Annotated in this window: 15 protein-coding genes and 1 tRNA gene; 9 read left to right on the top strand and 7 right to left on the bottom strand. The window is 39.5% G+C overall.

Going from position 1 to position 25,060, the window contains the following annotated elements:
* Positions 1-42: 42 nt before the first annotated feature.
* Positions 43-1,161, top strand: a complete 1,119-nt coding sequence (dnaN, locus tag IPM47_07685) for a DNA polymerase III subunit beta (GenBank protein ID QQS30798.1) — start codon at positions 43-45, stop codon at positions 1,159-1,161.
* 142 nt (positions 1,162-1,303) lie between these two features.
* A tRNA-Thr gene (locus IPM47_07690) sits at positions 1,304-1,376 on the top strand.
* A gap of 98 nt (positions 1,377-1,474) precedes the next feature.
* Here the strand turns inward: IPM47_07690 and IPM47_07695 are convergent.
* Positions 1,475-3,463 (bottom strand): T9SS type A sorting domain-containing protein, encoded by a 1,989-nt coding sequence (locus tag IPM47_07695; protein ID QQS30799.1) that lies wholly within the window; start codon positions 3,461-3,463, stop codon positions 1,475-1,477.
* A gap of 368 nt (positions 3,464-3,831) precedes the next feature.
* On the opposite strand from IPM47_07695, the gene IPM47_07700 reads away from it, so the two are divergent.
* The 3 genes from IPM47_07700 to IPM47_07710 all read left to right on the top strand — a co-directional run bounded on the left by IPM47_07700 (position 3,832) and on the right by IPM47_07710 (position 8,244).
* Complete coding sequence (locus IPM47_07700) at positions 3,832-5,274, top strand: hypothetical protein (GenBank protein ID QQS30800.1); 1,443 nt, start codon at positions 3,832-3,834, stop codon at positions 5,272-5,274.
* Between the two features lie 175 nt (positions 5,275-5,449).
* Positions 5,450-6,022: a hypothetical protein gene (locus IPM47_07705; GenBank protein QQS30801.1), complete on the top strand. Its 573-nt coding sequence runs from the start codon at positions 5,450-5,452 to the stop codon at positions 6,020-6,022.
* Positions 6,023-6,156: 134 nt separating this feature from the next.
* The gene (locus IPM47_07710; GenBank protein QQS31416.1) at positions 6,157-8,244 is read left to right on the top strand and encodes a glycoside hydrolase family 97 protein; all 2,088 of its coding nucleotides are present in this window, start codon (positions 6,157-6,159) and stop codon (positions 8,242-8,244) included.
* 11 nt (positions 8,245-8,255) lie between these two features.
* Here the strand turns inward: IPM47_07710 and IPM47_07715 are convergent, their stop codons facing one another.
* The 3 genes from IPM47_07715 to IPM47_07725 all read right to left on the bottom strand — a co-directional run bounded on the left by IPM47_07715 (position 8,256) and on the right by IPM47_07725 (position 13,716).
* A complete protein-coding gene (locus IPM47_07715) occupies positions 8,256-9,131 on the bottom strand; it encodes a hypothetical protein (protein QQS30802.1) in 876 nt (291 codons plus the stop codon).
* A 121-nt stretch (positions 9,132-9,252) separates the two neighbouring features.
* Positions 9,253-10,521 carry a S8 family serine peptidase gene (locus IPM47_07720; protein QQS30803.1) on the bottom strand — a complete coding sequence of 423 codons (1,269 nt, stop codon included), beginning with the start codon at positions 10,519-10,521 and terminating at the stop codon, positions 9,253-9,255.
* 180 nt (positions 10,522-10,701) lie between these two features.
* Positions 10,702-13,716: a tail fiber domain-containing protein gene (locus tag IPM47_07725; protein ID QQS30804.1), complete on the bottom strand. Its 3,015-nt coding sequence runs from the start codon at positions 13,714-13,716 to the stop codon at positions 10,702-10,704.
* A 674-nt stretch (positions 13,717-14,390) separates the two neighbouring features.
* Between IPM47_07725 and IPM47_07730 the strand changes: the two genes are divergently transcribed.
* From IPM47_07730 to IPM47_07740, 3 genes are all read left to right on the top strand, one after another.
* A complete protein-coding gene (locus IPM47_07730) occupies positions 14,391-15,914 on the top strand; it encodes a hypothetical protein (protein QQS30805.1) in 1,524 nt (507 codons plus the stop codon).
* Between the two features lie 825 nt (positions 15,915-16,739).
* Positions 16,740-18,194, top strand: a complete 1,455-nt coding sequence (locus IPM47_07735; GenBank protein ID QQS30806.1) for a T9SS type A sorting domain-containing protein — start codon at positions 16,740-16,742, stop codon at positions 18,192-18,194.
* A gap of 179 nt (positions 18,195-18,373) precedes the next feature.
* Positions 18,374-19,060 carry a hypothetical protein gene (locus IPM47_07740; protein ID QQS30807.1) on the top strand — a complete coding sequence of 229 codons (687 nt, stop codon included), beginning with the start codon at positions 18,374-18,376 and terminating at the stop codon, positions 19,058-19,060.
* Positions 19,061-19,176: 116 nt separating this feature from the next.
* On the opposite strand, the gene IPM47_07745 is transcribed toward IPM47_07740, so the two are convergent.
* The 3 genes from IPM47_07745 to IPM47_07755 all read right to left on the bottom strand — a co-directional run bounded on the left by IPM47_07745 (position 19,177) and on the right by IPM47_07755 (position 23,080).
* Positions 19,177-19,602 (bottom strand): hypothetical protein, encoded by a 426-nt coding sequence (locus tag IPM47_07745; protein ID QQS30808.1) that lies wholly within the window; start codon positions 19,600-19,602, stop codon positions 19,177-19,179.
* A 134-nt stretch (positions 19,603-19,736) separates the two neighbouring features.
* Complete coding sequence (locus IPM47_07750) at positions 19,737-22,322, bottom strand: T9SS type A sorting domain-containing protein (protein QQS30809.1); 2,586 nt, start codon at positions 22,320-22,322, stop codon at positions 19,737-19,739.
* 98 nt (positions 22,323-22,420) lie between these two features.
* The gene (locus IPM47_07755; protein ID QQS30810.1) at positions 22,421-23,080 is read right to left on the bottom strand and encodes an NUDIX domain-containing protein; all 660 of its coding nucleotides are present in this window, start codon (positions 23,078-23,080) and stop codon (positions 22,421-22,423) included.
* A 349-nt stretch (positions 23,081-23,429) separates the two neighbouring features.
* Here IPM47_07755 and IPM47_07760 point away from each other — a divergent pair, with 349 nt between their 5' ends.
* A complete protein-coding gene (locus tag IPM47_07760; GenBank protein QQS30811.1) occupies positions 23,430-25,019 on the top strand; it encodes a M28 family peptidase in 1,590 nt (529 codons plus the stop codon).
* The last annotated feature ends 41 nt before the right edge of the window (positions 25,020-25,060 follow it).

The raw sequence follows: 25,060 nt of genomic DNA on the forward strand, positions 1-25,060 counted from the left end.
AATTCCCAATTTTTATTTTTAACTCCATCATAACTTAATTTTATGCTGTTTACAATCTCTACCAATACCCTGCAAAAACAATTGCAATTAGTCAATGGAGCTGTAGGGGCAGGGGCGGTTATGCCCATTTTGAGCGATTTTTTGTTTGAACTTGACGGATCTACTCTTAGTATTATCGCCAGTGATATGGAATTAACCATGCATACCGATGTCGAAGTGATGGGGACTGAAGATGGTGCAATTGCTATTCCTGCAAAAATGCTGACCGAAGTAATTAAGAACCTTCCCGAACAGCCTTTGACCTTTGTGGTAGATGAAGAAACCGGTGCTATTATCATTCGTTCGCAAAACGGAGAGTATAAAATTGCCGGAGAAAATGCAGCCGAATTTCCCGAAATGACAACTTTATCCGGTGCACAGACCATTACGCTAAATTCAGACCTTTTATTGGCTGCTGCAACAAAAACGCTGTTTGCTACAGGCACAGATCAACTAAGACCGGCAATGACCGGAATTTTTTGCAAATTTGATGAAAACGGTGCAGTTTTTGTCGCGACCGATGCCCACAAATTAGTAAAACTCGAACATACTGCACAAACCTATACTGAAAATGTATCCTTTATTTTGCCCCGAAAAGCCCTGACCCTTCTTAAAAATGCATTGCCCGCCAATACCATTGTCCATCTTACCTATAACGCCTCTAATGCCCTTTTTACCTTTGAATCGATTAAGTTGAATTGTCTGTTAGTCGAAGGGCGGTTTCCGGACTATTCCGTTGTTATTCCAACAAAAAATCACAATATCATTACAGTTGACCGAAATGAATTGCTTAACGCTACCAAGCGGGCCGTCATTTTTTCCAACAAATCAACTTTTGAAGTCGTTTTTACACTTTCAGAAAACACACTGAAGCTAAATACGCAAGACCTCGATTTTGCAACAGAATCACATGAAAACATAGCCTGCGACTATCAGGGTGAAGAACTTGAAATTGCTTTCAACGCCCGGTTTCTGATTGAAATGTTGTCAGCGATTGAAACAGACGAAGTTCGAATTGAACTTTCTGTTCCTTTTAAGGCAGGACTTGTGCTTCCGGCAACTCAGGAAACGGATGAACATTTGCTGATGCTCATTATGCCGATTATGCGGCATAGACAATAGGACAACTGCTGCCGCATCAATTCTGCAAAGTAAGTTTTAGCTCATTTTAAAAGCCTGCAGGATTTTTTTACAAATTAAGGAACCAATTGTTGCTAAATAAAATTTTTGATTCTACCTTTGCCCCGCTTTACGGGCAAACGCCGCCAGCGTAGCTCAGTTGGTAGAGCAGCTGATTTGTAATCAGCTGGTCGGGGGTTCGAGTCCCTCCGCTGGCTCTTCAAAAAAACAATTAAAAAAAGGCACTTCGAATACTCGAAGTGCCTTTTTTGATTCAATCAATAGCAACTCTATCAAAGTGCCATTTCCTGCAATATTAGTCGTTTAGAATAATTTTACGACTGATTATTCCTTCATTTGTTTGCAATTGCATCAGATACAAACCGGGAGCATAACCGTTTGTCATTAGTTTTATGCTCGTACTGTCATCAACTTTAGAAGCAAATACTGTTTGTCCCGCGGCATTTATAACAGTAATGTAGTTCACCTGAGCGTTGCCGGCAGAAATAAATATCTCACTGTTGACATTGGCAGGATTTGGGTAAACTTTAATGCCGTCAATCAGAGTAGGCTGATTTGGAATAATGCTGGTACTAATTTCAGTAGAAGCAGACAACGTATTCAATTGTGTTAAAATACCCTCTGCATTGACCATATAAGCATTGCTTGCAGAGATTTCGAGCAAAGGTGCAGTTTCATTTTTGCCGTCAATATTATCAATCACAAAGAAATTAACGGTTCCTATTTTACCATATCCCGAAACATTGTTTCTGTCAGTACGGGTATAGGCAACATCTGCATTGCCATCAGTGAGTCTTTTAGAAAAACTCAGGTTTTCCGGGCTGCCCAACCATGAATCTGAATCGAAGGTAAAACTGACAGAAGAGGCTTGTACAAGACCGGCATCAAAGGCAAATGAAAATGCAAGCCCGTGAATATCGGAGATGCCGTTAGTAGCATTACCCAAAATTACATCTGCAGAAACCCAGGTGTTTTCTTCAACATCTAATGGCAATTCAAAAGTAAGAACCGGGGAATCTTCGTCAGCATCTCCTTCGTTTTTTCCATGGGTCATGCCGTAGTTTAGTGAAACCGCTAAGGTGTCGGCAGCTTCTATGATGCCGTTTCCGTCACAGTCAGCAAATTTGGCATTTAAGAAACCAACAGTACCGGCAGTTCCCAGAAAGTCGTCCCAATTGTCTGCATATTGGCCTATCCAGTCGAGGGAAGCGTCAGTTCTTGCCGGGCCTGTAAATCCATAGCCCAAACCAATGGTTAGGATATCATAGTTGTTGGCTATGCCATTGTTGTTGGCATCTCCAGGCCATACACAAGAGAAGGTATTACAGCCTGTGGTAGTGGTATCGGACTCAACAATAATGGTAACCAATGCGGTATCGCAGTATTCCGGAGTGTTTCCTGTGCAAATTACATAAGTAAACTGATCAATTCCGGTAAAGCCCGGATTGGGCGTATAATACAATGCGATTGCACCTTCTACTATAGTGCCGTTTTCAGGGTCTGAAATACTGACAATATCAATAACCATTGCCGGAGACCAGATATCATTGCCCAAAACATGGATAACAATTGGCATATCGGTATAAGTATAAAAAGTGTCGTCAACAGCTATTGGTGCTTCACCTCCTATTGATGTACCCACATAGATATATACCGTGGCTGTCGAACAGTCGCCCATAGTGTTACATATCGTGTAGGTAAAGAAATCATCCCCTTCAAAACCGGGATTTGGAATATAGGCAAATGCCCCGCTTCCGGTAGCACTTATTGTGCCATTGATAGGGGGGGAGCTGATGGAAATGCTGACACTGCTGTCAAATTCATCATTCAACATCGGGAAGATCGTAACTGCACTATCAGTTTCTGTTTGAACATAATCATCGTTTGCCACCGGAGCGCCCGGACCTGTGGAAACGATAATATAGACCATAGCCGTATCACAAACTGAATTGAAGTCGCAAATTACATAGCAAAACTCATCATTCATAATTGCACCGGCACTGAATGAATAGGTGATTACTCCGGCAGGATTCATAAAGGCTGTCCCATAAGAAGGTCCACATCCGATACTGACTAAAGACGCACCTAAAGCGGGTAAGATATCATTGCTCATTACTGCAATTGTAACACTTGCAGCATTAACATTGACATAATCATCTACTGCAACCAAAGTAGTATCTGTTTGAGCGTTTGCAGATTGGAAGATAATACCTCCCAATAAGGTGAAGCCAAATAATACCAGCGCGAGAATTGCCTTGTTTACTATTGCATTTAAACGTTTCATGCTTCAAATTTTTAGCGTGAGTAAATTGATGATACAAAAGTCCATCAACTTCTTCGTTGATAAAAATACATTTTCGGTAAATTGTACAAAACAAATTGTATAAATACTGTTGAAAACCTTTTATTTAAAAGGGTTGTATGAAATTAACTGTGAAAAATAAATTTACTCTGAGTACGAGTTTTCAGCACAAAAAAAACTACATTTGCTATCTATATCGAATAACAGAAACTGAAATCTACGAAAAAAGTTACCGAAGAATTTCTTGTGAAGATTTAATAGAGCCCTATTCTAAGTCGTATCATAACAAGAGTAAAATCAGGTAAGCAAGCCTTGTTTGGTCTATCTATTCATCATTATCTGAACTAAAAATGCAGAAGTCCGCACTTTCCAACAAACTTACGTCAATTTTAGGAACTTTTACTGTACAAGAGCTAAAACGCTTTAAAAAATGGCTTTTATCACCGTTTCACAACGAACAACCCATATTGCCCGTATTGTTTGGTTTACTTTCAACCGATTTAAAGAAATATGGACAGGTAAGAGCGGGCAAAGAACTATTGTGGAAGAAATTAGGCTATAAGGAGGTTTACAACGATATAAAGTTCAGACGGCTATGTTCTGATTTGGTAATACAAGCGGAGGCATTCATTGCCTATCAAACCTATAAAGCCGATATTTACAATCAACCGATTTATCTCCTGGAAGGCTTATCTCAAAAGAAACTTAAACCTTTATACAACTCAGTTTTATCCTATACTCAGGCAGGACAAAATCAGATGCCTCATCAAAATGCCGAGTATTTTTATGCTCAATACAAATTAGCGCTTATGCGGCATGACCTCAAACAGGGCATTGGCAGGGAGGGTAACTGGGAATTGCTGACCACAGCTTTAGAGCGTCTGGACGAATACTATATTGCCGAAAAACTCAAATACTATTGTAACTGGTTGAACTACCAAAAAGTGTTGCAGTCGGCACAGGAACGCGAATTCAGGTTTTTACCCCAACTGATAGGGTATCTGAATGAACTCCCCGACACCCAACTTCCTCCGTTGATTGCAGTTTACCTCAGTATCATTGCAACCCTGACTCAATCCGATTCGCAGGAACACTATCAACACCTTAAATCGCTGCTTCAACAACATGCTTCTCTTTTTCCGCACAATGAAGCCTGGACTATGTATGGATATGCGCAAAATTATTGTATCCGTCAAATCAATACCGGAAACAACAGCTATCTGACCGAACTGTTTGAACTCTACCAAAACGCATTGGAGAAGGAACTGATTTTTACAGACGGTCAACTTTCTCCCTGGCATTACAAAAATATTGTAGTGGTAGGATTGAGGTTAAAATCTTATCAATGGGTAGAGGGATTTATAGAACAATATAAGAATTTATTACCCGAAAAATTTGCCGGCAACGCCTATACATACAACAAAGCAAAACTCCATTTTCATAAAGGCGAATATGGAAAAGTGATAGAACTGCTCAGAGAAGTAGCCTATCAGGATGTGTTTTATGAGTTGGATTCTAAAGCAATGCTCCTGAAAACTTATTATGAAACCAATGAAATAGATGCCTTGCTCTCTTTGTTGTTTAGCTTCCGTATTTTTTTAAGGAGAAAAAAAGGAATTTCGGAACACCATAGAACCAACTATCTCAATTTAGTCCGGTTCACCGAAAAACTTTTGGCCTTAACGTCTAATCCGGGTAATGATGCCGTAGAGCGAATCAAAAATCAAATACGGAAAACCGGAAACGTGGCAGATGCCAATTGGCTGAAAGAAAAACTCGCTGAAAAAGAATAAAGGAGTTCGGGATTGTCTCTAATACAGATTTCACCATCAAATTAGGCCAAAATTTCATTCGGCTAACGGCAGTGTATCGCAAATGCAAGGTAGTGGCTGGAAATTGGTTGAGCTTACGGCAATTAGCTATAGGTAATTCCGGTACTTGAATCGGATTGATTTGAAAAACCCATAAATGTCTATCTTTTACCAAATTTTCCACCTGGAAAAGGAGGATTTCCACCTGGAAAAGGAGGATTTCCACCTGGAAAAGGAAGATTTCCACCTGGAAAAGGAAGATTTCCACCTGGAAAAGGAGGATTTTCTCCTGGAAAAGGAAGATTTCCACCTGGAAAAGGAGAATTTTCTCCTGGAAAAGGAAGATTTCCATCTGGAAAAGGAAGATTTCCACCTGGAAAAGGAGAATTTTCTCCTGGAAAAGGAAGATTTCCATCTGGAAAAGGAAGATTTCCACCTGGAAAAGGAAGATTTCCACCTGGAAAAGGAGGATTTCCACCTGGAAAAGGAGGATTTCCACCTGGAAAAGGAAGATTTCCACCTGGAAAAGGAGGATTTCCACCTGGAAAAGGAAGATTTCCACCTGGAAAAGGAGGATTTCCACCTGGAAAAGGAGGATTTCCACCTGGAAAAGGAAGATTTCCACCTGGAAAAGGAAGATTTCCACCTGGAAAAGGAAGATTTCCACCTGGAAAAGGAGGATTTCCACCTGGAAAAGGAGGATTTCCAACCGGAAAAGGAAGTTTTCTAACCGGAAAAAGGCTTCTTGACAGGGGTTATTTATATCAATCTGTAAGGTTTAAATTATCTTTACGCTATTATGCTTGGTAATAGTTTTTTTATTCAAACTGTTTCGATATGAACCTGCGAGGTTTTAGGAATTGGATGTTGTTTTTATTTTCAAGTCTCTTTTGTTTACAATTGTCAGCACAAAAAATAGATTCTCCCGATGGGCGATTGCGCTTACAAATATTGTCCGGCATAGACGGCAGTTTTCAATACAGCCTTTTTTCAGACAACAAACCGGTTATAGTCAATGGCTCATTGGGCATTATGCTGCACCACACCCCATCCTTTGACAAAGGATTTACAATCAAAAGTATTGACACACTATTAGTTGATGAAAACTGGGAACCTGTTTGGGGAGAAGAAAGCCATATTCGCAATCATTACCGGGAATTGTTGCTGACACTTTCACAACCTTCTGTTAATCATCGTTTATTTAAGATTCAATTCCGATTATTTAACGATGGGCTTGGGTTTCGGTACATTTTTCCGGAACAAAAAGATTTGTCTCATTTCATCGTCAGTGAGGAGCTTACCACTTTTCCTATGACAGCCAATCATAAAACTTTTTGGATACCGGGCGACTATGACAGCAACGAATATTCTTATTATACTACACCTATCAGTGAAATCCATGCCTTTGACGGGAAAAAGGAAAATGGCATTGCATTTAAAAAGCTGGTAAACGATAGTTTGGTACAAACGCCGTTGTTGATGAAAACTAACGAAGGGCTATATATAGCAATTCACGAGGCAGCGTTGGTGAACTACCCTGCCATGCACCTACAAGCATACCGATCGAAATGGGTTTTCACTTCTCACCTTGTACCTGATGCTTTAGGTAATAAAGCCTATCTTCAAACGCCTTCCCAATCACCATGGAGAACAATTATCATCGGAAGAACTGCCGGTGATATTTTGATGTCGCGATTGATTTTAAATCTCAATGAACCTTCAAAATTAGAGAATACCTCATTTATCAAACCCGGCAAATTTGTTGGAGTTTGGTGGGAAATGCATATTGGTAAAAGCACTTGGGAGTTAGGAAACAAAGATATTAACAAAATACCTGAAGAACAGCGTTCTTCTTTTGTTGGTCATGGTGCAACTACTAAAAATGTGAAACGGTATATTGATTTTGCTGCTCAACATAGGTTTGATTATGTATTGGTTGAGGGTTGGAATATCGGATGGGAAGATTGGTTTGGCAAGTGGAAAGAAGATGTATTTGACTTTGTAACTCCATATCCTGATTTTGATGTGGCAGTACTGAGTAAATATGCAAAGGATAGAGGGGTACAACTTATAATGCACCATGAAACTTCGGCATCAGCAACCAATTACGAAAGGCAGATGGACACTGCTTACCGTTTTATGCAAAAATTTGGTTACGGTTCCATTAAGACCGGTTATGTAGGAAAGATTATTCCTCGCGGAGAACATCACGATGGTCAATGGATGGTTAATCATTACAATCGGGTTGTTCAGAAATGTGCCGAATACCGTTTTATGATAGATGCCCATGAACCGGTGCGTCCAACAGGGTTGCATCGAACTTATCCAAACTGGCTTACCTCAGAAGCAGCAAGAGGTAACGAATTTAACGCCTGGAGCATTGGTAATCCACCTGAACACGAAACTATTCTGCCCTTTACCCGATTGCTGGGCGGACCTATGGATTATACTCCGGGGATATTTCAAATCAAACTTGACGCTTACAGGGAAGGGAAAACGGAACAAATTCACACCACACTGGCAAAGCAATTAGCTTTATATGTTACCCTTTTTAGTCCGCTTCAAATGGCTGCCGACCTTCCTGAAAATTATCAAAAACACCCCGATGCCTTTCAGTTTATTAAAGCTGTGCCGACAGACTGGGACAGAACCGAAATATTAGATGCCGAGCCGGGAGATTTTATCTATACAGTCCGAAAACAGAAGGGAAAAGGGAACTGGTATGTTGGCGCAATCACTGATGAAAATGCCCGAATGTTTAACGCCAAGTTATCTTTTCTGGAAAAGGGAAAACAATATAAAGCCACGATTTACAAAGATGCCAACAACGCGCACTGGCAAAACAACCCGATGGCATACAGCATCGAAACCAAAAAAGTAACCGCCACTACTTTATTAAATATCCCATTAGTGGCAGGAGGAGGTTGTGCGATAAGTATAGTTGAAGAGTAGCGTTTGAAATTCTAATATCTTATCTGCTGAATACCTATTACACTTGCATTTGGTTGATAGAGGTTGAAGTCACCAACTGTAATTTGTTTATCGAGATTTAAGTCTGCATCGTTATATACGTTTACCCCTGAACTTAACAGGTAGAAATTGAAATCTGCAACTGAAAGCACTCCATCTGCATTCATATCACCTGCAAATAGGCCGAAAATACCTGGATTTAATTCTTTCAATTGTCCGCTTCCGGTTGCCTGTGTAGCTGATATTGTAAAATCATAAGCTGCACCGTTTGGGATTGCTATTTGAGATGCACTCATAACTGCCAAATGATTCCGGTGCCGAACAATGATATAATAGTTGCCGGGTACTGTGCCGATAAACGATGCGCCGGGTGTGCCGTCAATGTCTCGCAAAGATCCGTCAGCCAATAAAACAGCCGCACGTTTACCTCCGGGTACTGGGTTAAAGGCATTGTCGCGTAGTTCTATCAACAACCAATCTACAGCATTTGCGGGAACAGATACTAAGTTTTCACCACCATTGTAATTCCAAGGAGCACCATTATATGGTTGAACATTAGGAAAAACAGGAGGCATACTTTGCAAAATGGTGTTCATTCCGGCACCATTATATGGACCTTCTAAATATACTTTTGCCAAAAGTTTAACAATCATTTCCAAGTCGGGTTGGTGAAACCCTTGCGTCAGGATGTTGTTGCCTGCCGATATGGTAGTAGTAACAGATTCGCCAATGGTGTAAGCTATTGAATAACCACCATTAGAAGTAGAGGTTCCGCCGGAAGCCATTACTTGATGTGATAGACTTTGCGCCTGAAGTATAAAAGAAAATGAAGTTGATAATAAGATAAACAGCAAAGTCCTGACTTTCATTTTGATTTGATCATTGACATTTTTGAAGAATGATTTTTAAAAAAAACAGAGTGGAATGAATTTGCAAAAGTTGAACTCTATTAAGAACTTATTAAATTACAAACCACCCTGTTTAAAATTATTATCTCTTAGCAATTTTATAGTTTTTAGCAGCTGCACAGCCGTTACCGCAACTGATATTTCCTGCGCTTACAGGTGCTCCGTTTTTGGAGTGAATAATCCCTGCAACTATAGGTGCTGCCATTGAAGTACCTGAACTTGTAGTGTAACCACCTCCTTTCCAGGTAGAAAGTACGCTCACACCAACGGCAACCCAATCAACCGGTCCGATACTAAAGTTGGAACTTGCGGCACACACGTTATTACAGGAAATAGATCCAACTGTGTAAACTCTGGTTCTGTCAATGCAACCCGGAAAATAATCGTTGGCACAACTGCTTTCGTTGCCTGAAGCAATAACAACATGCACACCGGCATCTGCCAGATTACGAATTGCGTTTCTTATCCCCAGACTGGTATTTTCGCAGTTATTTTTACCTTTCTGCCCTAAACTCATGTTGACCACATCTCCCTTTATATAATGTTTGGCGACATGGTTTAATCCGGCTTTAATGTCGCTGTTGCTGCCTTTTCCGTTGTTTTTCATCACCTTTACAGGAACCACTTTTGCGCCGGCTGACATTCCTACAACACCAATAGTGTTGTTTTTGGCAGCAGCTATACCCGCAACATGGGTTCCATGTCCGTGCCCATCGTTTACACTTTCGTTCCAGACAAATGATTTGGCAAATGTGCCAGATGTTTCAACATTCAAATCCGGATGGTCGAGGTCAATCCCTGTATCTGCTATCCAAATCCAGGTGCTTTTATTGGCTCCGTTAACAGAACCTCCTGCCTTTGTAATAGAGCAGGGAGTGGTTTGTGCTGCAAAAGCAGTTTCTTCAATTATGGGGTCGTATTCAACTTCAGTTTGAGTCAGACCAAATTCAAAATCTTGATAAACTTCTTCAACATCGGGGTCAGACTGAAGCCGGATGACTTGGTCAGGAGTGAGTTTTGCGGCAAAACCTACCACTACATCGGCATATACATGAAGAATATTGTCTCTTTTGACTCCGCTTCTTTCTGCAACTGCATTAATAACTGCTTCGTTTGCCTCTCTTGCAAGCTGACCGCTTGTTTCTTTTCGGTTGCGGTCTTGAACCGTTCCCATATCCTGAAGGATTACAGGTTTTGCAACACTTTCCTTAATCATAACAATAAATTGGTCGGGTATCATTTCCAAATCTTCGAGCGGTGGAATTTCAATTTCCATTTCGGGTTGGGTTTGCGAATATGCAGTATAAGCAAAGGCAAACATTAGCAGGCTAATAATGAAAATGTTTTTCATAAAGCATTGAATTTAAAAAGTAAAATAAAGGAGTGAGTTGATAAAGTTAAAGCTATTATTAGAGAATAACCAAGCTATTTTTGAATTTTTTTTAATCCGGTTATTTAAGTTTCCAAAGTATGTTGTCAGAGATAATTTAAATGAATAGGATAGAGTAGTCATTTCAGAAGTCAAACAGACTTATTTGCTTTCTTTCATTTTGTTTTGCAGTTCGGCAACTTGTTTCTTCAATTCTTCGATCATCGCCTGTTGTTCTTGCATGGCTTTGACCATAGGCATGATAAAATCGGTATATCTCAAAGAATATGCTTCGTTTGCATTCAATGGTTTTTCTATACCTGGAAAATCGAATCCGCTTTCTTTGGCTGCTTGCTCTACTTCCTGGGCGATGAAGCCGATAAAGCGTTTTGCTTTGATATCGGAGTGGTCAATATTTGCCAAGGACTCTTCGGATGTACCCCAAATTCGGTGAAGCATTTCTGGGTTTTGGTTGTAAGTAACCGGGTTGAGCTTGCTGATAAAGCTGATACCGGGCATATTGTTTGAAACGTTCGATTTAAACCGGGCATCAGAGTAAGATGTAATTCCCGAAACTTGCGCCCTGATTTGGCTGATGGCTGTATTTCCTAAAAGTACCTGATTGTTGTCGGTACATTGTGCGTTTTGAATTGAGTAGCCTAAAGCCGTTACATTCGTCCGGTTATTAAAAATTCCAATCGAAGAACCAACAAAGGTACATTGACTAAAAAGTCCCCCACCGGAAACGGCTCCTGCTTCAAAACCCACAACCGTATTATCTGAACCGGTTTGAGTATAAAACAATCCTTTTGATCCAACTGCAGTATTCCTGCTTCCGGTTGTAATATTAAAAAGTCCTTTTGAGCCAATTGCTGTATTTCCTGTTCCGGTGGTGTTGTAAAACATAGCACTGTCTCCAACTGCTATTAAGTTATTTCGAGAAACAGCATTATATAATGCCCTTACACCTACAGCAATGTTAGCACTACCTCCATCATTACTAAACAGCGCATCACGTCCAATTCCTATATTATTGTTTCCAAGTCTGGTATTATTCAAAGTCTTATGGCCTAAAGCAATATTGAATGACCCGGCTAAATTTTCTCTTAAAGCATAATAACCTATGGCTGTATTGCCGGTACCGCTGGTATTCCAAAACAAAGTTTGTACTCCTAAAGCGGTATTGTCAAAGCCATTTGATCCATTGTTTTTTAAGGCTCTAAAGCCAATAGCCGTATTGCTAAGTCCGGTAGTATTCCCACTCATAGCCTCTACACCTATGGCTGTATTTTCTGTTCCGGAAGTATTATTGGTTAATGCTAATGATCCTATTGCGATGTTTCCATTTGCGTTATTTTCTCTCAATGCTTTAAAGCCCAAAGCTATATTGTCATCAGTAGTAGTATTGTTAAACAAAGCTTCGAAACCCATAGCCTGATTTCTTGAACCGGTAGTATTTGTCTGTAATGTTCTGCTTCCAATAGAAGTATTCATTTCTCCGGTAGTATTTGACTGCATGGCATAAAATCCGTTGGCAGTGTTTTCAGATCCTGTTGTATTGGAATATAGCGAAAAAGCACCTGTGGATGTATTAAAAGATGCAGTTGTATTACTGCTCATGGCATATCCGCCAATGGCAACATTACTGTTTCCGGTTGAATTTGAACTCAGGGCTTCACGACCTGTTGCGGTATTTCCCGAACCGGTTGTGTTGGAATAAAGCGATCTTCGACCGTTTGCAACATTGTCTATCCCTGCCGTATTGAAATACAATGCTTCATGCCCGGTAGCGGTATTGTCACTGCCGGTAGTATTTCCCAAAAGTGCATTACTCCCGTTTGCTGTATTGAAAGTACCGGTAGTATTTGATGACAAAGCCATGAATCCGGTGGCTGTATTGTTGTTTCCTGTAGTATTGGCATAAAGTGAGTTTCGACCTACTGCAGTATTGTTGTTGCCCGTTGTATTATTGTAAAGCGATTGCATTCCTGTTGCCACATTGAAGCTACCGGAAGTATTTTTTCCTAAAGAAAAATAGCCGAACGCAGCATTTGAACTACCGGTGGTATTGTCTTGCAGGGTTGCGTATCCTGTTGCGGTATTGTTGCTGCCCGTCGTATTGGACGCTAAAGAAAAAGTGCCTATTGCCGAGTTTGCAGAACCTATGTTGTTATTTCTCAGGGAGTTTGCTCCTAAAGCAACATTGTTAGCGCCAATTGTATTAAAGTATAAAGACTGTGAACCAACAGCGGTGTTTCGAAATCCGATGGTATTGGCAAACAATGCTTTTGAACCCAAAGCCGTATTTGCAGTTCCATGTTCAAATAATGTAGCACCTAATCCATTGTTATACAAAGTACTGTCGCCGACTGCCACAAGATTGCTTCGAGTGCTGTTGATTGCAAGCGATTTAACACCTATTGCCACATTTGAAAAACCGGAAGTATTGCTGAGTAGTGATTCAAACCCAAAAGCTGAATTACCTCGTCCGATAGTATTTTCGGAGAGCGAACTATGACCTGCCGAAGTATTGAAGAACCCGGAAGTATTGGCATTTAATGACCCTCCACCTAAAGCGGTGTTAAAAAAACCGTCCGTGTTACCTGCTAAAGCATTGTTTCCGACAGCCGTGTTATGACCTCCCGAAGTGTTTGACTGAAGGTTTTGGTTGCCAAGAGTTACATTTGCAGAGCCGCTCATGTTGTATAAACTGTTGCCAACGCTTAAATTATTGTTATCTAACCTAACCCACTTTGTATTTTGCGCATATAATGAAAAAGGGACACTGACGAGTTGCTGAGTTCCCATATCAAATGTTGGCTCAGGCCCAAACGGTCCGTCAGGGTCTAACTCAACCTGCAGGAATTTGTTCATGCCATCTGTCCAGGGAATATTTACAAATTGCCCGTTTATTTGTACTCCTCCGCCAATTTGCAAACTAAACAAACCATATTGATTTGTAGTCGTGTTATGAAGCTCAGAAAATAGGACTAATCCTGCCGGATTATTCTGTCTGACATAAAAACGTATGGTGATGTCCTGATTAGTCAAAGCCTGTCCTGAAGCATTCCGGGCAATTGCCTGATAGTTAATTAGTTGTGGTGCTTGTGCAACAACTAACGAGGTGAAGCAAACTGTGAAAAATAGAATTGATAAAGTTGCATAAAAGTGTCTCATGTTATATCAGGTTAAGTTTTGTAAAATTGGATTTTAAAAAAGCTATGAATTGCCAATATTAAATGGCATACTGTAGTTAAATTCAATGGAAAACCTGCTGAGTAAAATTTGTAGGTATTTATTCCATGATATAACTTGCGCCTAAAAAGGTACAGCCACAATGGATATTAACCAACCGAGGCTGTACACGCTCATGGGAATGAAATCAATCAATTATTCCCAAGCGGCTTTTTAAGGCTGCATTTATAAAATGAAAATTTGTGGTTTGAAATGCCTTGGTTGAAGCAGATCATTTGTAAATCAGGGTGGATTCCGTTCATCCGAAACCGGAAAAAAATCGGTGAAACAGGTAATAGAACGGTGATAAGAGGTTGCAGCGCTAATGGAATGGTTAAGACCGGTGGAGAAAATTCCAAATGAACAGCCGCAATACTTCCAACCCAAAAAGAACTAAGCTTTTTCATGGAGTGTAAATTTGTTGGGTAATTAATTGATTGATGATGCAAAATTGCCTGTCAATCAAATACCGTTCAAACCAAAAATTGGAGTAAATTGCAAAGTCGAACGGATTAAACATTGCTGTAAGCCGTTAATATAAAGGCTTTACAGCGATTCAATCTGTTTGCGTTTTTTGCCGTAATGGATTTACTTTGCCTCGAAATCATCTTAATACAATGAAACCGTCTAACGACCTTTTTAGACTGATAAAGACATTAACCCGAAGTGAAAAAGGATATTTCAAAAAATTTGCACAACTGCATGGAAGCGGGAAAAACTCCGATTATCTAAGACTATTTGATGAAATTGATAAACAAACGGATGAATATGATGAAGACTTGGTACTTAAGAAATTTAAAAATAAGCCCATTTTAAAACATCTTTCGGCGACCAAAACCTATTTGTTTCAACTTATTATCAGAAGTTTAAGGGCATATTACGAGCAAACAATTTGGTCGTTTAAAAACGAAAGTGTCTCACAGGGCATCGAAGTATTGATTGAAAAAGGATTGTACGATATAGCAGATAAACTCATCGAAAAACAGGAAGAAGTTAATCTGAAACACGATGATAAATTAGCGCTGATTAAACTCTACAAAATTCAACGAAGTTATATTTCAACCTTTCAAATAGGCAAACTCAATGTGTTTGACAATTTGCATAAAACGATAGAATTGATTGATACGTACAGGCTGAGCCTCAATTATTCGGAATTGTATCTTCAGATTTTTTCCTTTTTAAACACCCAAAACAATGTTAGAACAGAAGAACAAAAGAAAGAATGGGAACAGTTTATCCAAAATCCACTTTTACAATCATTGCCCGAAAATGCCTCTTTCCATACACGACTGTATTTCTATTTAACCCACTTCGCCTATCATGCCATCATGCAACAGTTTGATGAACAGGGTAATAACATCAGGACAGTAGTTGCTCTTTGGGATGAACATCAGCACCTTAAGTCAGAACAACTCATTCTTTTTTTAAGCACGCTCAATAACTACTTCATTTATTGCTATTCCCACAACTTTTTGGAAGAATTTGAACAATATTTGAACAATCAAACTATTGCAGGAAACTCCACTTCCGTTCAGGCAGTATGGTTTTCGCATACAAGCAATTGGAATATGGCAATACACATCAAACATCATCAGGTTGAAAAGTGTGTTAAGTTAGCCGAAAACATACATGATCAAATTCGATTACAGTATTCCGGAATCATCAAACCGTCTTCAGAAATTGCATTATTGGGCAATTGTGCGTTGATTTTTATCTGTAGTTTTCAATTCCAAAAAGCACTTGACATACTTGAGTACCTTCTCAACAACAAGCATAAAAATATAAGGAAGGACTTAATGGTATATTTTCGTCTATGGTACTTGATAATTCATCTTGAATTGGAAAATGATATACTATTGGAACATGCTTTGAGATCGGTTCAAAGATATGCCATTAATCAGGAATACTACTTTGAGTATGAAAACCTATTTATCCGGTTTATGAGAAAATATCTAAACACTCCCTATTCGCAAAGAAAGGAATTGTACTCACAATTGCTTGAAGCGATTGAAGAATTGGAAGACAACAACGAAATTGAGCGAAATTATATACAAAGAGAAGGTTTGCACAAACTATGGGTTAAACATAAAATATCGGGACAAAATCTCCTTGAAATTATTCAAAAACAAACTGAATTATAACATCTTTATTCAGAATGAAAGTTGATTGGGTTATAAAACAAATGATTGCTATCTGTATCTTGGTCTTTGCAATAAATGCCGGTCTAATGTCGAAAAACCCTGACAAACTTGTGGTAAGCAACTGTTGACGGACCGTACTTTTCAAGGAGGCAAGGGTTAAATGATTTACTTTAAGTAACTGTTACAAGGTTGAAACATTCTGTTCCATTTCAGTTTGCTTTGAAATAAAACAACTTAGCGTAACCTGCTATTTACATGATGTAGGCGATGATTTGTTTTTACATCAAAGTGAGTACAGTTAATTGCAATGTTCTCATTTGTATGAACTTTTATAAGAATGAAATTTTACTGTGAAAAGGAAGGGGACAGCTCATTCCTACCTTTTTGCTTAATTTCAATATCCTACACACGGATTGCAATGCGCAGTAATAAAACCCGCTTAGTTTAACCCGTTTCATAAATAAAATCCTTTTCTGAAGAAACAACCACTTACCGTATATTATATATAAGGAGGATTTCCATAAATCGACTCTCATAAAGAGTTCAAATTTTAATTTAATAGACAAAACAGTGAAAAACAGGGAAGTTATGAAATAAAACACAGTTATTATGACCAATACTGTTGAGTTTTGCGACAATACCGGGGAGTTTTTTTAAGTTACTGAGGGGAATTTGAATAAGTCGAAACCAGACTATTTTAAAAAAAGGAAGTAAGTTCGGGATTTGTCTTCCATATTACCAAATTAGCATGGCAGTTGTGAGATTAGCCAACGGATGAGGAGGTGTATCCGTTCCTATTAGTAAACAATTCAAAATTCTGATACGATGAAAAGATTACTGTCAACATGGTTTATTGCTATTTTTTTAAATGCAAACACATTTGCACAAGATGTGCCTCCAACAATTGAAGAAGTAATTACAGCCTTAAACGGCAATTGGGATTGGAAATATACAGTAATGAGTTTTTTTCCGGATACAGTTACAGTTGAAGAAGCGAGTCCAATTGAACTTAGTTTCAGCAATATCGGACCATTGCCCCCCAATTCCATTTACTATATGTTCACCGGTGTTACGGTAGGGGTTGCAAGCGGAATTACAGAGATTACTGCAACAGCTAACGGTTGGTCGGTACAATTTGAAGTCAATATAAGCGGTTCGTTTCCATGGGAAATCATCGTGTTAAATGATAACGAGCTTTTGTTTTTAGACGGCTCAATGGTAGTAGATGGCCCTTATGCCCATTATTTTACCAGAGCTGTTTCCTCAGACTGTTTACAGGTGAATCCGGTAATAACGGGCGATCTGTTTGTGAACTGTGAATATGAAACTAGTGTACTAAGTACTCAAACCTTCGACACCTATCAATGGTATAGAAGAGGTTATTTTGATTCAAATGCTGTTCCTATTCCGGGCGCTACGGGTCAGACTTATACTGTGAATATTTACGATGTGCTCAGTTACTTTAGTGTTGCCGTAACCTCAGATACTTGTTCTGTAACTTCAAATGAAGTGCTGATTGACCAATTGATTAGTTTGCCGCCCTATGTGGTGAGCGAGGGAGATTTTACCATAGACACTAATGGCAATACCATTGTTTGCCCGGGTGATACATTGTGGCTGACAGCTTATAATATTGCCAATTTGCAATGGTATATCAACGGGGAATCTTTGGGGGCTATTAACCAAAACCCGCTGCCGGTTACTTATACCGGGAATTACACAGTAACAGGCAATGATCCTATCTGTACGCTGAATCCGGTGAGCCTTGGGCTTGAAATAGGAGTAATTGCACCTCCAAAACCGCAATTAGAACCCTTATCCTTAACCGAAGAAATAGGGATTTTGGTGAATAATGCCGAGGACTTCGTCTCTTTCCAATGGTATTACAATGGTATGCCGATTATAAACGCAACAAATTCATCATACTTATTTGATAGTTTGCAATTTGGCGACTTTTATGTAGCAACTATTGATTCTTATGGATGTAATGCGTTTTCTGACATTTATAGTTTTACGACAGGTACAGACTCTCCGGATTTAATGAATCCCGTTTTATTTTATCCTATGCCGGTATCTGAAACACTATACTTTGGAAACCTTTCGAATGAACAAATTTATACAGCCACGCTTTATGAATTGACCGGACGAATTTTGTTTCAAAATCAGGTTAATAATAATTCAGGAATAAAAATTTCACATCTGCCCGAAGGCATTTATCTTTGTAAAATCAGCGATTCGAGAGGGAGTTTATACATTCAAAAAGTAGTTATAGCAAGATAAACCCAATAAATATGGGAATTGATTTAGATGATTAAGTTTGAAATGTTTTTTGGTGAAATTTGTATTTGAGTCTTCTGGCTTTTTCTTAATCCGGTAGGTTAGTCGTGTTTATTTGTAACTTTATCCCAAAATTTATATCTAAACACTTTCTCAGTTTACCAAACTCCCACAACTGTAAAATGAAACATAAATCTTGTATTATCTTCATCGTTTGGATGCATTTCATGTTCTTGCCCAATTCTGTTTTTGCACAACAAGAAGCCCCCGTTGCTATTATATCAGATGTGAATGCTACAGTTACATTTATTGCGAATCAATATACGATTGTGCCGGATGATGATAACAGTCAGCGTTATATGCCCCGTAATCTGGAGGAACAGTTTAAAGAAGACGGATTGAAGGTGATCATTAGCGGAAAAGTGTTTGCCATTCCACCAAACGTAAGAATGATAGGAACGCCTTTTGAAATCACTAAAATCACATTGCAAAACACCCAAAACGAAACAGTCCCTCTTGTAAATAATAAAGAAGGCGGCGACAAACCAAATTTCAACAATGAAAACCAGCCTGCTGATGTTTCAGTTACTAACAGGACAGACTACGTCGAGGTCGGTTATACCACCAAACTATCCAATATAAAAGGCACGATTATCCTGATTGGCAGCACCTTTTTGATTGAAACCGACAAAGGGATGCGCTATTACCCCATGAACTTGTCCCCGGAGTTTAAAGTCGAAAAGCAAAAAGTAATTTTTAACGGCATGTCAGGCAGCCCCCCTCCTAATGTGAAAATGAAAGGACATCCTTTGAAAATTACCAAAATGGAAAAAATCGTCCCTAAAAAATGGTGGCAGTTTTGGAAATAATTAGCCTAAGTTTCCTGACCCTTTTGTTTCTTTTAATACGGCAGCTTTGATTGAAATGGTTGGAAAGTTAAAAGGTTGATTCTACCGCTTTCCTTTCTTTTCAAACAAAGAATCAGCTAACGAGTAGCTTTTTCAATACATTGACTGTTCCATTTAGTTTGGTCGGTATAGGCTTCACGTACATAAATCGGTTCGTAGTAGTATTGAATTTTTTCCAAAAAGCATTGACAAAAAACATCTCCGTAAATATCTGTTTGGCTCTGCATCATCTGCCCGCAATAGCTGAGTTGAAATTTCATTTCCTGTTGCGACCAACCTGTTTCAGATACTATGGTAATGCCCTTTTCGGCTTTGGGTATTTTGGTACCGTTTGAGGTTACATAAAAGGTTTCTTCTCCCTCTTCAATGATGGTCAATTGTTTTTTTGAGCCTGTCGAATTTATGTTCTGAGGGGTTTCTGAACCAGATGATGAATCAGACTGACTTCCACATGAATAAACCGATAGTATTGCAATACATAACAACCAAAAACGTAATAGCATATTTTGTTTTTTTTAGACAAACTAAAACAGATGATTACTCATTTTAAAGCAGTATCAATTTGACCGTTCTCGTTGTAGAATGCAGATAATTTTTAGAAGTCGTAAACTTTGCAAAACAGACAACGGACAATTGTTTATTCCACAATGACTTTCCCTCTGTAAGTTTTTGAACCGGAAACTAATTCAACGACATAGATTCCCGAAACCAGGTCATCAACTTCAACAGAACTTTGTAGTCCATTTACCGGTAAAAACCGGGTAAGCTTCAATTGACCTTGAATATTAAACATATTCATTTTTACCCACTCGTCTGTAACAGGTTCCAAAAGTTGTAAAGTAATTTTCTGACTTGCCGGATTGGGGAAAATAACAAGTGGGGCAGATGCTGAAATCTGGGTAAAGATTCCCACTGGGTCTTCGTCATTTACCTGAAGCAATGAATCAATAGGAAAACTCATCATGGAACGGGCAAAGGTTCCGGCAACCAACCGGCGGTTTACAGGGTCATAGGTTATGTCGAACACACTGACATAAGGCATATTGCTGCCAAGGCGCATCCAGGAAAAACCACCATTCACTGAGCCATAGACCCCTATATCGGTCGCTACTGCTAAGACAGTATCTTGCGGTATATCGGGCATAATCCAGATATCATTTACTCCCATAGGTGGCAAATCGGAGCTAATGTCTTCCCAGGTACTCCCATAGTTATAGGATTTAAAAACATGGGGTAAAAATCCATTGCCTTTATAGCCGGATATAGTAGTATAGACTACATCGGCTGATCCCGGAGAACAATGAACAGAGGTAACATAACGGTCAGGCAAAGTACCATTGATATTTTCCCAGTCTCCACCCATATTCAGGCTGCGCCAGACATTTCCATCCGAAGTTCCGGCATATAAGATATCGGGGCTTAGGGGAGATTCGGCAATCGAGGTAATATTGTGAAAATTATTACCAAATATAACGCCATCTGTGAGGTCAGGACTAATGGCTTCCCAGCTTTCATCGGGTCCAGTTGTGTTGATATATATGCGATAGGTGCCTCTGTACAACACATCCGGATTGTGAGCGCTCATGATATAAGGGGTATCCCAATTGGTGCGGTCTTCATTATCAATACCTGAGTTACAACCCGAAAAACTATCACCACCGTTGGAAGTAACCACTATGCTGCCATTCTGCATTTCACAATAAAAAATGTTGGGGTCTGTAGGGTGATATACAGGCTGAAATCCATCGGCTCCGTAAATTCTGATCCAATCATCAATCGCAGCAATGCTGCCGGAAGTTGTACCGTTGTCTTGTGCTCCTCCGGTATAAATGCCCGGTTGATGGGGGTTGTAGGCAATCCGGTAAAACTGAGTGTTTGGAATGTCTTCCACATCCACCCAGGAAGCTGCGCTATCATCTGAGCGATATAACCCCCCGTCTGTAGCTAATAAAATTGAATTTTCCTGTGTAAACACCAGGGCATGTTTATCTGCATGAACATCATAAATCCACCATTCAGGAGTGGCCAGTTGCCAATCTGTTCCATTATTCGTAGTTTTGTGTAAGTCCACACCAAGCAGATAGATTTCCTGATCATTCAAAGGGTTGATGTTTATTTTTCCGAAATACCAACCAAAGTTGCCCAGCGGATCATCTCCCCCAAAGGAATCGGAAGATGCAATTTGGTACCAACTGTCTCCGCCGTCATCGGTTCGGTAAACTCCGTTTAACTGACTGCTTACATCCACAATGACCGCTACGAGGATATCGGGATTAGTAGCAAACATGTCGAGACCAATCCGGTTTAAATCTCCTTCGGGAAGCCCGTTTGTCAGGTTCGTCCAGTTGGCACCACCGTTCACGGTTTTCCAGATTTTGCAGTCCTCTCCGGCAACAATTGTTTCCTGGTTATTGCGTATCCTGTTCCACGAAGTTGCATAGACAATACTTGGGTTTTCGGGGTTCATCACCACATCCACTACGCCGGCATCATCATCTACAAACAATACTTTATTCCAGGAGTTGCCTCCATTTGTGGTTTTGTATAGCCCGCGATTTTCGTCCCGCTCATAAGGGTTTCCCATAGTTCCGACATAGATTTCACTTGGATTTTGCGGGTTAATTCTTATTTTTGAAATAATCCGACCTTCTGCCAATCCGATATTTGTCCAGGTGTTCCCCCCATCTGTGCTTTTATACAATCCGTTTCCAACGGCAAAAGTGATAGAAATATTGACATCACCGGTCCCCACGTAAACAATTTCGGGATTTACAGGATCCAATGCTATATGTCCGATGGCTAAAAAAGGCTGATCGTCAAAAATCGGAATCCAGTTATCTCCGCCATCAGTCGTTTTAAACACTCCTCCTTTTGCACAACCCACATAAATAATGTCGCTGTTGGTAGGATGAACAGCAATCGTATTAATTCGACCCCCAATATTTGTCGGACCTTCAAGATTCCAGGGAGTATCAGTGGCACTGTTTTTAAGGTTCAGGGTTTCGTGTTGTTTTGCTTTGTTGACCGTTTTTACATAAGCTTCGAGGTCAAGCGTGAAATCAGGATAGGTCCGGGCAAGGAAATGTGCCTCATCGGGACGCAATATATCCCTGCTAACAATATTCTTATTTTCCGACAGAGCAAAACGCTGGATAAAAATATAACTAAATGCTGCAACTACCAAACATAGCGCAAGCATTGCTGAAATTCGCTGATAACTCATGTTGAAAGGTTATTTCAGAAAGTTAATAAATAATTGCTGAACTCAGAAACAAATCAAAAATAAACAATAAAAAAACTGCCTCAACAAAAAACAATACGTCATAAAACCTCACCAATTGCTGCAGATAAGACATCTCTTATCGAACCATAGGTATTGTTCAAATAATTTCCGTTTAATTCATCGGGTAAAACCCATTTTAAAGCTGTAATGCCTTCTTCCGTTTGAGGTTGTAAATTTTCACAAGCCTGACAAAACATCTTATACCAATAAGTAGTTTTTAAAATCCTGTTTCGCCGGTTATTGTCTAAATAAGTATGGTAAGTCGTGTTTTTATGGTTGATTTCAATCAATAACTCACCTGTAATTTCGGCATCGCTAATCCCTGTTTCTTCGGCTATTTCCCTTAGAGCGGCATCTGTCAATTGCTCGTTAAGCTCTACCTTACCTTTTGGCAAATCCCATTTTTCTCTCCGGCACATGAGTAACAGTTGTCCGGCTGCATTAAACACAACTCCGCCTGCTGCTGTAACCTGCTGATAATTGGCGTTGAAATCAGAGTCCAACTGCCTCATATTTTCATGGGTAATATAGACTTCAGACAGCGAATTGCCATTCTTTTCTATGTAGTTGATAATGTCAGAGAGTTCATTCGCATTTTTATAGGTCAACTGCAAAATATCTTTTCTTTGCTGTGGAAGTAAATGGTGTGTTTGGGCAGATAAAATGACCGGTGTACCATTGATAAATATCTTACGCATAATTTTGGAATTGAAATCTGAACAATCAGAACATTCAGCAAACCGGAGGTAAAGGTAAGTAAAGTTAAGTGGTTTAAAGTCAAATGAACAGTTTTGTTTCTATACATAAACACCGAATGTCTTTTAACAACATGAATGGTAAGCGCATAAAATGATATTTTTTTCCCTTTTCAGGCAGAGTTCTGAAATAATAATTATAGCTCAAATCAATTTTCGGATTATTGAATAATAACTATAATACTGATGAAACAAACTTTTCAGAATCTTACAAACAACATAACCGAACAGGTGATTTCTCGCAAACTTTTGTATCTTGCGTACTTTATCCACAAATAAACATTGCTCAATTATGAAGGAACGATTAATTATTTTATCCGTGCTAATTAGCATGACAATATCAGTTTTTGCGCAAAATCAGGCACCTGTAATCAGCAATGTGCAAGCATTTCCGGACGAAGTGAATAACAATGTTACCATTACCTTTGACGTAGCAGATGCTGAAGGTGATGCGCTTGAATTGGAGTTACGGGTGTCGGACAATTCAGGAGCGACTTATTTAGTCAACGATATTGCCGGGGTTTTTGGAGATGTAGGTTACCCAATTTCACCGGGCACAGGCAAGTCTATTACCTGGCAATACAACCCAGCAGAATTAAATTCAGGCATTTATTTGATTAAGCTGATTGCAGATGACCGTCAGCCGGTGGATATTCAAAACATAGTAAATCAGGTAAATATTTTTAACCTTTTGACCGATTTAACCGATATAGAAGGAGTAAGACATTATACCGCAGGGTTAGCAAATATTGAAGCGGTAAAAACACTGATGGAAACCCGATTTACGGATGCCGGACTTCAAACTTCAAGGCAAGATTTTACTATAGGTGCTATTTCGGGACAAAATATCATTGGACGGAAGCAGGGACAGGGAGATGAAACGAAAACGGTTATTATTGACGCTCATTTTGACACAGTTTCAAATTCACCGGGTGCTGACGATAATGGTTCAGGAGTTGTTGGTGTTTTAGAGGCTATGCGTGTGCTTAGCTTTTATGAGTTTCGGAATAATATAAAATTTATTGGCTTTGATCAGGAAGAGGGCGGGCTTATAGGAAGCAGTTATTATGTGAACAATGGGGGTGTTGAGCCATTTGAGTATATTAAAGGGGTTCTTAATTATGAAATGATTGGTTATTACTCAGAAGTACCAAACTCACAATCTGTACCTACGGGTTTCAATATTTTGTTTGCCGATGCCTATGCCCAGTTGGCAGCTAACGAGTTTAAAGGTGATTTTTTAATCAACGTAGCCAATACCCTGTCAAATCCTCTCCGCATTGCTTTTGATAGCTGCGCAGCCCTTTATGTACCTGAGTTGAAAGTCATTTCTTTAGCTGTTCCCGGAACAGGAAGTATTGCTCCCGACCTTCGCCGGAGTGATCATGCCAAATTTTGGGATGGAGGACATCGCGCCTTAATGTTGACGGATGGGGCAAATTTCAGAAACCTGAATTACCACACCCCAAACGATGTAGTCAGCACACTTGATTTTGATTTTATGGCTAATAACGTGAAAGCTACGGTTGCAACCGCCGCACATTTGGCAGAGGTAAGGCATTGTACCACTGCCGTTACAGCAGTCAGTCTGACAACAGGCATTGACGATGGAATAAAAAACACAAAATTGAACTTTGCAATTCAACCCAATCCGGCGGCAAACAGTACATCTATTGTCTTGCCTTTTCAACCTTTTTCAGAAAAAATTGAGTTGAAGATAATTGACATTTCGGGTAAAACAGTGCTGACCCAGGCATTTGCTCAAGCGTCAAGTTCAACCACTTACTTGCTTCGAACCGATTCAATACCTAACGGGGTTTATATTGTGGTGCTGAAAGCCGGTGAACACCATGCTGTTCAAAGATTGGTCATCAACCGATAGGATTGTTCGAAACTCGCTTTATTTGATTTCTGCTCATGCTA

The sequence above is a fragment of the Sphingobacteriales bacterium genome (assembly GCA_016700115.1).
Taxonomy (GTDB): Bacteria; Bacteroidota; Bacteroidia; order Chitinophagales; family UBA2359; genus UBA2359.